Origin of the sequence: Burkholderia sp. AcTa6-5 (genome assembly GCF_017815075.1) — a bacterium.
GTDB classification, from domain to species: Bacteria; Pseudomonadota; Gammaproteobacteria; order Burkholderiales; family Burkholderiaceae; genus Burkholderia; species Burkholderia sola.
The window spans coordinates 17,820-31,780 of sequence record NZ_JAGIQE010000031.1; the positions used below are offsets into that span (position 1 = coordinate 17,820).

The 13,961-nt window shown below is 67.7% G+C and carries 9 protein-coding genes; 3 read left to right on the top strand and 6 right to left on the bottom strand.

Annotation, left to right across the window (positions count from 1 at the left end):
• The first annotated feature begins 210 nt into the window (after positions 1–210).
• Positions 211–1,446, top strand: a complete 1,236-nt coding sequence (locus tag J8I33_RS29780; protein WP_209939632.1) for an MFS transporter — start codon at positions 211–213, stop codon at positions 1,444–1,446.
• Between the two features lie 71 nt (positions 1,447–1,517).
• Here J8I33_RS29780 and J8I33_RS29785 read toward each other — a convergent pair whose 3' ends face one another.
• Positions 1,518–2,315 (bottom strand): 5'-methylthioadenosine/adenosylhomocysteine nucleosidase, encoded by a 798-nt coding sequence (locus J8I33_RS29785; RefSeq protein ID WP_124557266.1) that lies wholly within the window; start codon positions 2,313–2,315, stop codon positions 1,518–1,520.
• Positions 2,312–4,675, bottom strand: coding sequence for a UvrD-helicase domain-containing protein (locus J8I33_RS29790; RefSeq protein WP_050017558.1), 2,364 nt, complete (start codon positions 4,673–4,675; stop codon positions 2,312–2,314). The genes J8I33_RS29785 and J8I33_RS29790 overlap by 4 nt, the downstream gene beginning before the upstream one ends.
• Before the next feature lie 237 nt (positions 4,676–4,912).
• On the opposite strand from J8I33_RS29790, the gene J8I33_RS29795 reads away from it, so the two are divergent.
• A complete protein-coding gene (locus J8I33_RS29795) occupies positions 4,913–7,780 on the top strand; it encodes a valine--tRNA ligase (protein WP_209939633.1) in 2,868 nt (955 codons plus the stop codon).
• 87 nt (positions 7,781–7,867) lie between these two features.
• Positions 7,868–8,752, top strand: a complete 885-nt coding sequence (gene galU, locus J8I33_RS29800; RefSeq protein WP_050017561.1) for a UTP--glucose-1-phosphate uridylyltransferase GalU — start codon at positions 7,868–7,870, stop codon at positions 8,750–8,752.
• A 52-nt stretch (positions 8,753–8,804) separates the two neighbouring features.
• Here galU and J8I33_RS29805 read toward each other — a convergent pair whose 3' ends face one another.
• Genes J8I33_RS29805 through J8I33_RS29820 form a run of 4 tightly spaced genes read right to left on the bottom strand, consistent with a single transcriptional unit; the run spans position 8,805 to position 13,932 of the window.
• Positions 8,805–9,419, bottom strand: a complete 615-nt coding sequence (locus J8I33_RS29805; RefSeq protein WP_124595271.1) for a DUF4136 domain-containing protein — start codon at positions 9,417–9,419, stop codon at positions 8,805–8,807.
• Between the two features lie 37 nt (positions 9,420–9,456).
• On the bottom strand, positions 9,457–11,844 hold the full coding sequence (locus J8I33_RS29810; protein WP_209939634.1) for a CHASE2 domain-containing protein: 2,388 nt from the start codon (positions 11,842–11,844) through the stop codon (positions 9,457–9,459).
• Positions 11,845–11,854: 10 nt separating this feature from the next.
• Complete coding sequence (locus J8I33_RS29815; RefSeq protein ID WP_209939635.1) at positions 11,855–13,231, bottom strand: FecR domain-containing protein; 1,377 nt, start codon at positions 13,229–13,231, stop codon at positions 11,855–11,857.
• Positions 13,228–13,932 carry a response regulator transcription factor gene (locus J8I33_RS29820; RefSeq protein ID WP_006490421.1) on the bottom strand — a complete coding sequence of 235 codons (705 nt, stop codon included), beginning with the start codon at positions 13,930–13,932 and terminating at the stop codon, positions 13,228–13,230. Before J8I33_RS29820 ends, J8I33_RS29815 begins: the two co-directional genes overlap by 4 nt.
• Positions 13,933–13,961: the final 29 nt, after the last annotated feature.

Consider the following 13,961-nt stretch of genomic DNA (forward strand, 5'->3'; position numbering starts at 1 on the left):
GGCCCCGCTGAAGCGGCGAACGCACCGCCAGCGTTATACCCGTCCAAAAAAGCACGCATCGGCCGATCCGTCCGACGAATGTCCGATTCGCGATAAAACTTGGCAGGACATTCGTGACACGCCACATTACACTTCTTTGACGCATCAACGAATCAACCACGCGCCGATCCCCAACAGAGCGCGCCAGCCACCTCAACTCGTTCAGCTCACATGGAAACCAGCCTCGACTCCGGCGCCGGCCCAGCCGTCGCTCAGCCGTCCGCACCGCCCGTCGCCCGCACCGTCTACCCGGTGCTCGGCGCGATCAGCTTCTCGCACATGCTCAACGACATGATCCAGTCGCTGATCCTCGCGATCTACCCGATGCTCAAGAGCCAGTTCGCGCTGTCGTTCGCGCAGATCGGCCTGATCACGCTCACTTACCAGATCACCGCGTCGCTGCTGCAGCCACTCATCGGCCTCTATACCGACAAGCGTCCGAAGCCGTATTCGCTGCCGGTCGGCATGGGCTTCACGCTCGCGGGGCTGCTGCTGATGTCGGCGGCGTCGAGTTTCCCGATGCTGCTGGTGGCCGCGGCGCTCGTCGGCTGCGGCTCGTCGGTGTTCCATCCCGAATCGTCGCGGGTCGCGCGGATGGCGTCGGGCGGCCAGCACGGGCTCGCGCAGTCGGTGTTCCAGGTGGGCGGCAACGCCGGCTCCGCGCTCGGGCCGCTGCTCGCCGCGCTCGTGATCATTCCGCACGGCCAGCACAGCATCGCGTGGTTCTCGGCGGCCGCGCTCGTCGCGATGATCGTGCTCACGCAGATCGGCCACTGGTACAAGAAGCATCCGTCGATGAAGAAGAAGGCCGCGGCGGCCGGCCACCCGACGCTGTCGCGCGGCCGCGTGATGGGCGCGATCGGCGTGCTGGTGCTGCTCGTGTTCTCGAAGTACTTCTATCTCGCGAGCATCAACAGCTATTTCACGTTCTACCTGATCGACAAGTTCCACCTGTCGGTGCAGGCCGCGCAGATCCACCTGTTCGTGTTCCTCGCGGCCGTGGCGGCCGGCACGCTGATCGGCGGGCCCGTCGGCGACCGGATCGGCCGCAAGTACGTGATCTGGGTGTCGATCCTCGGCGTCGCGCCATTCACGATGCTGCTGCCGTACGCGAACCTGTTCTGGACGAGCGTGCTGACCGTGATCATCGGCGTCGTGCTGGCGTCGGCGTTCGCCGCGATCCTCGTCTATGCGACGGAGCTGATGCCCGGCAAGGTCGGGATGGTCGCGGGCCTGTTCTTCGGCTTCGCGTTCGGGCTGGGCGGCGTCGGCGCGGCCGTGCTCGGCCAGCTGGCGGACGCGACGAGCATCCCGTTCGTCTACAAGGTGTGCTCGTTCCTGCCGCTGATCGGCGTGCTGACGGTGTTCCTGCCGAACCTCGAAGGCAGCGGGCGCAAAAAGGCGTGACGAACGACCGGCCGCGGCGTACGCACCGTGGCCGGTCGAGCGGTTTGAACGGAAAAGACGAGACGGTGGCTTCAGGCCGCCGTCGTCGCATGCAGCGTCAGGAAACGCTTGAGGATGCCCGACGAATAGCTGCTCGCAATCGCCGACAGGAAGTGCGAGAACGACTGCGTCGCGTGGTCGTCGGCCGTATCGGAGATCGTGCGCACGAGCGCGAACGGCACGTCGTGTTCGGCACATACCTGGGCGATCGCGGCGCCTTCCATCTCGACCGCGAGCGCGTCCGGCAGCGCGTCGCGCAGCGCGACGACTTCGCGCTCGCTCGACACGAAGCGGTCGCCGCTGATGACGAGCCCCGCGTGCAGCGCCGCGCCGGCAAGCCCGAAGCGCTCGGCGAACCGCGCGGCCTCTTCCTCGACGAACAGCGCGCATGCGGCCCGCAAGCGGGCCGTCAGCGCCGCGTCGGTCGCGAAACGCGTGATGCCGAGCAGCGGCACCTCGTAGCGCGGAAAGAGCGGCGATGCGTCGAGATCGTGCTGCAGCAGCGTATCGGCCACGACGACGTCGCCGACCCGCACCGTGCGCGACACGCCGCCCGCGACACCGGTAAACACCACGCCCGACACGCCGAACACGTGGATCAGCGCGCTGACCGTCGCGGCGGCCGCGACCTTGCCGACCCGCGCGAGCGTGACGACGCAGGCCGCGCCGTGCACGGTGCCGACGTGATAATCGCGGCGGCCGAGCGTGACCGTCTTCATCGCGCCGTCGGCGCGCATCGCGGCGATCAGGTCGCCGAGTTCCTCGGGCAGCGCGGCCAGAATGCCGAGCCGACGCGCGGCAGGCGCAACGACGAGGTCGACGTCCATCATTCCACCGCCTGCAGTTTCGCGACCGCGAGCGCGAGCCATTTCTCGCCGTGGCGCTTGAACTTCACCTGCGCCTTCGCATCGGTGCCGTTGCCTTCGAGCGCGGTGACCGTGCCTTCGCCGAACTTGGTATGGAACACCTGCTGGCCGACCCGGAAGCCGGTGTCGGCCGCGCGCTGCTTGTCCGCGAACGCGGGCAGCGGCGCGGACACGGCCGCATCGACGATCTGCTCTCGGCTGCCGCCGCCCGGCCGCGCGAACCAGTCGCGCCCGTAGCCAGCGTTGTCGGAGCGCCCGCCCCAGCGCGACCCGGCCTCGACCTTCGGCGTGAGCCACTTCAGCACGTGCTCCGGCAGTTCGTCGAAGAAGCGCGAGCGTACGTTGTAGCGGGTCTGGCCGTGCAGCATCCGGCTTTGCGCGAACGACAGGTAGAGCCGCTCCTTCGCACGCGTGATCGCGACGTACATCAGCCGGCGCTCCTCCTCCAGGCCATCCGATTCGAGCACGCTGTTCTCGTGCGGGAACAGCCCCTCCTCGAGCCCCGTGATGAACACGGCCGAGAACTCGAGCCCCTTCGCCGCGTGCACGGTCATCAGCTGCACCGCGTCCTGGCCGGCCTGCGCCTGGTTGTCGCCTGCTTCCAGCGACGCGTGCGACAGAAAGCCGGCGAGCGGCGTCATCGTGTCGGGGTTCTGGGCAGGGTCGGCGGGCGATGCCGGATCGAGCACGTCGACCGCCGGATCGTCGGTCGCGGTACCGAGTTCGGGCGCCGCGATCGCGCCCGCGCGCAGCGGAATCGAGCGGGCCGGCGTGTCGAGCCCATAGCCTTCCTCGGCGATGAACGCGGTGGCCGCGTTCACGAGTTCCTGCAGGTTTTCGAGGCGATCCTGACCTTCGCGTTCGCCCTGGTAGAAATCGGCGAGGCCGCTCGCGCGCACGATGTGCTCGACGGTGTCGGGCAGGTTCATGTGCTGCGTGTCGGCGCGCATCTTCGCGATCAGGTTCGCGAACCCGCCGAGGCTCGTGCCGGCCTTGCCGGTCACGTACGGAATCGCGGCGGCCATCGAGCAGCCGTACAGCCGTGCGGCGTCGGCCAGTTGCTCGACCGAGCGCGCGCCGATCCCGCGAGTCGGGAAGTTCACGACGCGCGCGAATGCCGTGTCGTCGTTCGGGTTGTCGATCAGGCGCAGGTACGCGAGCGCATGCTTCACTTCTTGCCGCTCGAAAAAGCGCAGGCCGCCGTACACGCGGTACGGAATGCCCGACGACATCAGCGTGTGCTCGATCGAGCGCGACTGCGCGTTGCTGCGGTACAGGACGGCCACTTCGCTGCGCGCCATCCCGGTATTGATCAGCGAGCGGATTTCCTCGACGATCCAGCCGGCTTCCTGCGAATCGGTGCTGGCTTCGTACACGCGCACGGGCTCGCCGTGGCCGGCGTCGGTGCGCAGGTTCTTGCCGAGGCGGTGCGCGTTGTTCGAGATCAGCTGGTTCGCCGCGTCGAGGATGTTGCCGTGCGACCGGTAGTTCTGCTCGAGCTTGATCAGGTTGCGCACGCGGAATTCGTCCTCGAAGTCGCGCATGTTGCCGACGTTCGCGCCGCGGAACGCGTAGATCGACTGGTCGTCGTCGCCGACCGCGAAAATCGCGTTCTCGCCGCCCGCGAGCATCTTGAGCCACGCGTACTGCAGCTTGTTGGTGTCCTGGAACTCGTCGACGAGGATGTGCCGGAAGCGCGCCTGGTAGTGCGCGCGCAGCGGCGCGTTGTACGCGAGCAATTCGTAGCAGCGCAGCAGCAGCTCGGGGAAATCGACGACGCCTTCGCGCTGGCACTGCTGGTCGTACGCCTGGTACAGCTCGACGAACTTGCGGTTGAAGTTGTCGGTCGCGTCGACCTTGTCCGGGCGCAGCCCCTGCTCTTTCGCGTTGTTGATGAAGTACTGGACGTTCTTCGGCGGGTACTTTTCGTCGTCGACGTTCGCCGCTTTCATCAGTCGCTTGATCGCGGACAGCTGGTCGGCCGTATCGAGGATCTGGAAAGTCTGCGGCAGGCCCGCGTCGCGCCAGTGCGTGCGCAGCATCCGGTTGCACAGGCCGTGGAACGTGCCGATCCACATCCCGCGCGTGTCGATCGGCATCATCGCCGACAGGCGCGCCATCATCTCGCGCGCGGCCTTGTTCGTGAAGGTGACGGCGAGCACGGTGGGCGGCGATGCATAGCCCTGCTGGATCAGCCACGCGATGCGCGTGATCAGCACGCGGGTCTTGCCGCTACCCGCCCCTGCGAGGATCAGCGCCGGTTCGTTCGGCAACGTGACGGCGGCGAGTTGTTCGGGGTTCAGATTGGCGAGCAGATCGGGCATGGAGCGGCGGCGGACGGGCGTGAGAAAAACGGACCCGCCATTATAAGTCCGACGGGAAGCTTGCCGTTCGCGATCGCTCGAACCTGCGGCAACGGCCGCAGAGCGCGCCGACGCGGGTCACGTAATGTCCGGCAAATATCGGCGCGTCGATATCCACAACTCGCCTTCGATATAGGCGCATCTATATAATTGTCAGATTCGGCATCCAATTCACGCATTTTTCGGCAGATTTCCAACATGAGCGACAACACGCTTGCGAAGAGCTTCGAGCCCCACACCATCGAGTCCCAATGGGGGCCGGAGTGGGAAAAACGCGGCTATGCCGCCCCGGCATTCGATCCGTCCCGCCCCGATTTCGCGATCCAGTTGCCGCCGCCGAACGTGACGGGCACGCTGCACATGGGCCACGCGTTCAACCAGACGATCATGGACGGCCTCGCCCGCTATCACCGGATGCTCGGCGAGAACACGCTGTGGGTGCCCGGCACCGACCACGCGGGGATCGCCACGCAGATCGTCGTCGAGCGCCAGCTCGACGCGCAGGGCGTGTCGCGCCACGACCTCGGCCGCGAGAAGTTCGTCGAGCGCGTGTGGGAATGGAAGCAGAAATCCGGTTCGACGATCACGGACCAGGTGCGCCGCCTCGGCGCGTCGACCGACTGGTCGCGCGAATACTTCACGATGGACGACAAGATGTCGGCCGCCGTGCGCGACGTGTTCGTCACGCTGTATGAACAAGGGCTGATCTACCGCGGCAAGCGCCTCGTCAACTGGGATCCGGTGCTGCTCACCGCCGTGTCGGATCTCGAAGTCGTCAGCGAGGAAGAAAACGGCCACCTGTGGCACATCCGCTACCCGCTCGTCGACGGCTCGGGCTCGCTGACGGTCGCCACCACGCGTCCCGAGACGATGCTCGGCGACGTCGCGCTGATGGTCCATCCGGAAGACGAACGCTACGCGCACCTGATCGGCAAGCTCGTCACGCTGCCGCTGACGGGCCGCGAGATTCCGGTGATCGCCGACGACTACGTCGACCGCGAATTCGGCACCGGCGTCGTGAAGGTCACGCCCGCGCACGACTTCAACGACTACCAGGTCGGCCTGCGCCACAAGCTCCCGCCGATCGAGATCCTGACGCTCGACGCGAAGATCAACGACAACGGCCCCGAACAGTATCGCGGCCTTGACCGCTTCGACGCGCGCAAGGCGATCGTCGCCGACCTCGACGCGCAAGGCTTCCTCGACTCCGTGAAGCCGCACAAGCTGATGGTGCCGCGCGGCGACCGCACGGGCGTCGTGATCGAGCCGCTGCTGACCGACCAGTGGTTCGTCGCGATGACGAAGCCGGCGCCGGAAGGCACGTTCCATCCTGGCAAGTCGATCACCGAGGTATCGCTCGACGTCGTGCGCGACGGCCAGATCAAGTTCGTCCCGGAAAACTGGACGACCACCTACTACCAGTGGCTCGAGAACATCCAGGACTGGTGCATCTCGCGCCAGCTGTGGTGGGGCCACCAGATCCCCGCGTGGTACGGCGAGAACGGCGAGGTGTTCGTCGCCCGCAACGAGGAAGACGCACGCGCGCAGGCCGCGGCAAAGGGCTACACGGGGGCGCTCAAGCGCGACGAAGACGTGCTCGACACGTGGTTCTCGTCGGCGCTCGTGCCGTTCTCGTCGCTCGGCTGGCCGAACGAAACGCCCGAACTGAAGCACTTCCTGCCGTCGTCGGTGCTGGTCACCGGCTTCGACATCATCTTCTTCTGGGTCGCCCGGATGGTGATGATGACCACGCACTTCACCGGCAAGGTGCCGTTCCATACCGTCTACATGCACGGCCTCGTGCGCGACGCGGAAGGCCAGAAGATGTCGAAGAGCAAGGGCAACACGCTCGACCCGATCGACATCGTCGACGGCATCGACCTCGAGGCGCTGGTCGCGAAGCGCACGACGGGCCTGATGAACCCGAAGCAGGCCGCGACGATCGAGAAGAAGACGCGCAAGGAATTCCCGGACGGCATCCCCGCGTTCGGCACCGACGCGCTGCGCTTCACGATGGCGTCGATGGCAACGCTCGGCCGCAACGTGAACTTCGACCTCGCGCGCTGCGAAGGCTATCGCAACTTCTGCAACAAGCTGTGGAACGCGACGCGCTTCGTGCTGATGAACTGCGAAGGCCACGACTGCGGCGCCGACAAGCCGGAAGTGTGCGGCGCGGGCGACTGCGGCCCCGGCGGCTACCTCGACTTCTCGGCGGCCGACCGCTGGATCGTGTCGCTCTTGCAGCGCACCGAAGCCGACATCGCAAAGGGTTTCGCCGATTACCGCTTCGACAACATCGCGAGCAGCATCTACAAGTTCGTGTGGGACGAGTACTGCGACTGGTATCTGGAGCTCGCGAAGGTGCAGATCCAGAACGGCACGCCGGAACAACAGCGCGCGACGCGCCGCACGCTGCTGCGCGTGCTCGAAACGGTGCTGCGCCTCGCACACCCGGTCATCCCGTTCATCACCGAGGCGCTCTGGCAAAAGGTCGCGCCGCTCGCCGGCCGCTATCCGCAAGGCAAGGCCGAGGGCGAAGCGTCGCTGATGACGCAGGCGTATCCGGTCGCGAACCTGCAGAAGCTCGACGAGGCGTCCGAACAGTGGGCGGCCGACCTGAAGGCGATCGTCGACGCGTGCCGCAACCTGCGCGGCGAGATGAACCTGTCGCCGGCCACCAAGGTGCCGCTGCTGGCCGCCGGCGACGCCGAGCGCCTGCGCTCGTTCGCGCCGTACGTGCAGGCGCTCGCGCGCCTGTCGGACGTGCAGATCCTCGCGGACGAAGCGGCGCTCGACCGGCAAGCGCACGGCGCGCCGATCGCGATCGTCGGCCCGAACAAGCTGGTGCTGAAGGTGGAGATCGACGTCGCGGCCGAACGCGAGCGCCTGTCGAAGGAAATCACGCGCCTGACGGGCGAGATCGCCAAATGCAACGCGAAGCTCGGCAACGAGGCGTTCGTCGCGAAAGCGCCGCCGGCCGTGGTCGAACAGGAGCAGAAACGCGTCGCGGAATTCCAGAGCACGCTCGACAAACTGCGTGCGCAGCTCGATCGGTTGCCTGCGTAACAAACGGTAAGGTCATTTGCGTTCAATATAATGCGAACGTGAACATAGACCGTCTGACAAGTCGATTACAGGAATAAAGGTTCGATCATGTTGAAAGTCACCAAGGCGGTATTCCCCGTGGCCGGCCTCGGCACGCGGTTCCTGCCGGCAACGAAGGCGAGCCCGAAGGAAATGCTGCCCGTCGTCGACAAGCCGCTGATCCAGTACGCGGTCGAGGAAGCGATCGCGGCGGGCATCACCGAGATGATCTTCGTCACCGGGCGCAGCAAGCGCGCGATCGAGGATCACTTCGACAAGTCGTACGAGGTCGAGGCCGAACTCGAGGCGCGCGGCAAGGAAAAGCTGCTCGAACTCGTGCGCAGCATCAAGCCGAGCCATGTCGACTGCTTCTACGTGCGCCAGCCGGAAGCGCTCGGCCTCGGCCACGCGGTGCTGTGTGCGGAAAAGCTGGTCGCCGACAACCCGTTCGCGGTGATCCTCGCGGACGACCTGCTCGACGGCAACCCGCCGGTGATGAAGCAGATGGTCGACGTGTTCGACCACTATCACAGCTCGGTGATCGGCGTCGAAGAGATCCCGCCGTCGGAGACGAAGTCGTACGGGATCGTCGACGGCAAGGAATGGGAAGAGTCGATCGTCAAGATGTCGGCGATCGTCGAGAAGCCGGCGCCGGAAGTCGCGCCGTCGAACCTCGGCGTGGTCGGCCGCTACATCCTGAAGCCGCGGATCTTCGAGCATCTGCGTGCGCTGAAGCCGGGCGCGGGCGGCGAACTGCAGCTCACCGACGCGATCCAGGCGCTGCTCGCCGACGAACAGGTGCTGGCCTACAAGTATCAGGGCACGCGCTACGACTGCGGCAGCAAGCTCGGCTACCTGAAGGCGACGGTCGAATTCGCGCTGCGCCACCCGGAAGTCGGTGCGGAGTTCGAAACGTACCTGCGCACGCGCGACGGCGGACAACCGACCGTCTGAACGCGGCAAGGGCCCGCCCGGCGGGCCCGCCCTCACCTCGCGGCCAGCGCTGTCAGTGCGCGTCGGCCGGCTTCACCGAGACGACGCCCGGCATGCCGCCCGCGTCGTCTTTTTTCGTCTTGACGAGCCAGCCGCTGCCGTCGCCGAACGGCACCTTCGCCAGCGCGCTCTTCACGAGCGCCGGCGCGGCCTGCTGCGTGCCCGGATCGCGGTCGCGCAGCGACGCCGACACGCGATAGACGTCGGCGCCCGATTTCGCATCGACGAAGCGCAGCGTCAGCACGTGACGGTACACGCGGCCCATGAACGGCAGCGCGAACGGCGCGGGCCCGTCGACCGTCACGCATGCGCTGCTCGCCGCGCCGCAGCCGGCGGCGCTCGCCGCGACCGCCGCCGGCTGCGTCGCATACGCGATCGACAACCGGTAGCGCGCGTCCTTGAGCGGCTGCGCATCGAAGCCGCGGCGCGCGAGTTCGTCGCGCACGAGCGTCTCGATCTGCCGATACTCGGCGTCGCCCGCCTGCGCGGCCGTCCGCACGAAATCGTAGCCGTGCGCCCCCGATGCAAATGCATTCGGCTGCCCGAGCGCACTCACGCCGCTCGTCACGCCCGCGCAACCCGTCAACAGCGACGCCGCCAGCGCGGTCGCCGCCCATTGCTTTCTCATGGCTGTCCCCAAATACCTGCCGTCGCGCCCGGCCCTGTCAGGCGGACGGCTCGTCGATCGCGGGCAGCGACACCGTCACCGCGGTGCCGACACCCACTTCGCTGTCGACCGACACGCTGCCCCCATGGCGCGTGACGACCGTCTTCACGAATGCCATGCCGAGCCCGGAGCCCGAGATTTCGGGCCGCTCGCCGGCATGGAATCGCTTGAAACGCTCGAACAGATGCCGCTGATCTTCCGGCGCAATGCCGTATCCCTGATCGCGAATCGTACAGAACATCCGCTTCGATGCGTGCTCGACCGTCAGCGTACACGTGATCACCGTGTCGGACGGACTGTATTTGACCGCGTTGTTCAGCAGGTTCACGAAGGCGCGCGTGATCAGCGAGCGGTCCGCGCGCACCCAGCACATGTCGGCGCCCACGTCGGTCTCGACGCGGATGTGCTTCGCCTGCGCCTGCGGCCACACCTCGTCGCTCGCGTCGATCAGCACGTCGACGAGGCTCGTCACCTCGAGCTGGTACGCCTGCGACTCCGCGCGCGCCAGTTGCACGAACTCGTCGGCGAGCGACAGCGCGCGGTGCGCATAGCGCTCGATCCGCGCGAGCAACCTGCGCATCGCGTCGCTGTCGACGCGGTCGCGCTCGATCTCGACCAGCGCGAGAATCGACGACTGCGGCGAGCGCATGTCGTGCGACAGCAGGTGCAGCGCTTCCTCGCGATGCCGTTCGGCCGCGTGCAGCTCGGTCACGTCGACGAGGCCGGCGATCCAGCCCGTCACGCGCCCTTGCGCGTTCGTACACGCCGCGTAGCGTAGCAGATGGTCGAGCCCGTCGCGATCGCGCACCTCGATACCGCGCGCCATCGCGTCGTGCTCGGCCTCGAGCGTCGGGTCGAGCGCGGCCGGCCAGCGCTCGCGGATCGCCGCGTCGTGCTCGGCGTTGCCGTCGACGGTCTTCATGAACGTCAGCTCGCCGAGCGCCGTGCGCAGCGGCCGCCCTTCCGGCAGCGGCAGCGCGAGCCGCGACCCGTAGCGTTTCGCCGCGTGGTTCGCGATCAGCACGGTGCCGGCGAGATCGGTCACGAAGATCGGCTCGGGCATGCTGTCGAGGCTGTCCCACACGAAGCGCTTCATGTCCTGCACGCGCTGCGCGGCCTGCGCCATCAGCGCCATCTGCCGCTCCAGCACGTCGCCGCCGACGCTGCGCGTACGCGGCGCCTCGGGCAGCAGGTGCGGCTCGTCGGCGAGCTTCTGCAGCTCGCGGCGCAGGTACGACATCGTCATTTCCAGCCGCCGCCAGTTCCAGATCGGGTAGACGGCGATCAGCCCGAAGATCGCGGGCGCCGGCGTCAGCCAGATGCGCGCCTCGAACAGCAGCGCCAGGCTCGCGACGACGGCGAGCGCGGCGAGGCTCAGCGTCAGCAGCAGCGCACGCCACGGCGACAGCATCAGGAAGCCGCCCAGCAACACGGCGAGCGGCAGCAGCGACGCGACGAACAGCCCCGGGGGCGACGCGGGCGAGATCGCACTGCCGGTCGCCAGCATGTCGAGCACGTTCGCATGGATGTACACGCCGGCGAGCGGGCCGAATTCGCCGGACACCGGCGTCGCGAAGCGATCGTACAGCCCGGACGCCGTCACGCCGACGACGACGATCTTGCCGCGCAGCGCGTCGGGCTTCACGCGCCCTTCGAGCACGTCGTCGAACGACAGCGTCGGATACGCGGGCGTGTTGCGGCTGAACGGAATCAGGTAGCGGCCGTCGCCCGCCGCATCGCGCGACAGGTCGTGCGCGTTCGCGCCGGGCACGCCGCCGACCGGATGCAGCCGGCCGGCCTGGATCGCACGATAGACGGGCACCATCAATTGCGGCCAGCGCACGCGGCCGTCGCTTTCGAACAGCGCGACGCTGCGCACGATGCCGTCGCGATCGACTTCGAGATTGATATGGCCGAGCCCCGTCGCGCGCGCCGCGAGCGCGGCGACCGGCGGATCGACGGAACGCGTGCCGTCCGCCTGCTCGGGGCTCAGCAGCACCGGCAGGAAGGTCGGCACGCGGCTCATCGCGTCCGCGAACGCGCGATCCTCGGGCGACGGTTCGGTAAACAGCACGTCGTAGACGACGGCGGCCGGCTGCGCGCGCGCGAGCGTGTCGAGCAGCCGCGCATGCACGTCGCGCGGCCACGGCCAGCGGCCGAGCGCGGACACGCTCTGGTTGTCGATGTCGACGACCACCACGTCGGGCGACAGCGGCAGGCTGCGCAGCATCAGCAGCCGGTCGTAGATCAGCCCGTCGACGCTCGACGACAGGCGGCCGAGCGCGCACGCGAGGATCACCGCGACCCCGAGGCAGCCGATCGCGATCCATTCGATCAGGAAGCGGCGGCCGAGGTGCCGCCGTGTGGAAACGGAATCGGGTTTCATGCGCCGCGGGTCAGCGCGACAACGTGAACGCGCTGACCGGACTGGTCTTCTCGTAGAACTTGCCGCCTTCGAATTCCTCGACGGTCACCGCCCAGAAATAGTCGCCCGGCGGCAGGTGCGCGACGGTGATCTGGCGCGCGTGCAGGCCGACCTGATCGACGACCGGCGCGCTCAGGTCCTTCGAGCGCGACAGCACGAACCGGTAACGCGCATTCTTGCCCGCCCCGTTCGGCGACCAGCGGAACTCGTAACCGCCGGCGCCCGGCGACGCGCTCGCGTCGAGCCCCATCACGCGGCGTTCGAACGTATAGGTGCGCGGCAGCCCCTCGAGGCCGTTCGCATCGATCGCGGCGATCCGCACGAAGTAGTTGCCGTTCGGCACGTCGCGGAACACCGCGCGCGGCGAATCGGTGCGTGTCTCGCGGAACAGGTCCATCAGCCCCGCATCGTGCGCGAGCTGCACACGGTACGCATGCGCTTGCTCGAGCGGCGCGATGTCGAACGCGACGCCGGGCTCGTCCTGCACCTTGTCGGGATGCTCGAGCGCGGGTGCGCCCAGCAGCGCGATCGGCGCGCCGACCGCACCCGACGACGTCGCGACGCTGCCGAAGTTCGCATGCACGAGCGTCGCGCCGGCCGGCTTGCGGCCGCCCGCGACGCCGACGGTGCCGTCGAGCACTTCGACGCGCGTCGACGCCGTGCCGGCCGCGTCGTAGTTCACGCGAAAGCGCGTGCCGCGCACGCCGGCGACGACCGACGGCGAGCGGATCTGGAAGCGGTCGTCGCGTTTCTTCAGGTGGGTGACTTCGCTGTCGACCGAGCCGCGCGTGAGTTCGAACTCGCGATCGAGCGTGCCGGTCAGCACCGTGCGGCGCAGCGACTTCAGGTCGAGCTGGCTGTCGGGCGGCAGGCTCATGTGCGTGCCGTCGGTCAGCTCGATCGTCACGAAGCCGTTCGGACCGGTACGCACGCGGTCGCCTTCGGCGAGCGTCGCATCGTTCGCGAGCGGCGCGAAGGCGGCGCCGGACGCGCGCTCGGCCGTGCCCTGCACCGCGATCACGCGTGCGGTGAGCTTTTCCTTGCGCAGGCGCGCGACCGGCAGCTTCAGCGCGATGCCGGGCTGCAGGCGCTTCGGCGCCGGCACGCCGTTGATCTGCTGGAGCAGTTGCCAGTCGTCCACGCCCTGCAGGTAGCGCGCGGCGACGTCGTACAGCGTGTCGCCCGCCTGCGTGCGATAGACGACCGTCTTGCCCGCGGCGGCGGGCGGCTGCGCCGCGGCCTGCTGCGCGGCGAACGCGAATGCGACCGCGCAGGCCGCGCGCAGCGCCGCCGTGCACAGGCCCGCCGTGCACAGGCCCGCCGTGCGCCGCGTGATGCGCGCGGTCACTCCGGTTCCCCCTGGCCGACCCGTTCGAGCCGGTAGCCGTATCCGTAGATCGGCGCGAGACGGTAGCCGTTTTCGGGCCGCAGGCCGAGCTTGGTGCGCAGCATCGAAATGTGCGTATCCATCGTGCGCGACGGAATGTCGGTCGCCTGCTTCCATACGAGGTCGAGAATGTGCGCGCGCGACAGCGGCCGGTCGAGATGCTGGAACAGCAGCAGCGCGAGCTCGAATTCCTTTTGCGTGAGACTCACAGCCTTGTCGCCGACGTACGCCTGCTTCAGGTTCACGTCGAAACGGAACTGGTCGAACTCGCGGACGGTGGCCTCGGCATTGACCGGATACGCGCGGCGCAGCAGCGAACCGATACGTGCGCGCAGGATCGGGCCCGACACGGGCTTGACCACGTAATCGTCGGCGCCGGCGTTGAGGATCTGCGTGATTCCCGCCTCGTCGTCGCGGCTCGTCATGAAGATGATCGGCAGGCTGTGCTCGGTCTGGTTCGCCCGCACCCACTTGAGCACTTCCTCGCCGGACATGTCGGGCACGTTCCAGTCGAGCACCAGCAGGTCGAACGTCTCGCGCTGCAGGCGCTTCTTCAGGGCCTTGCCTTCCTTGAACGCATAGCACGTATGGCCGACGGCCGTCAGCGTTTGACTGACGAAATCCGTCTGGGCCGGATCGTCATCCAGTACAGCAATTCTCATAGCACCCCGCAAATCGAAGTCGACTCGTC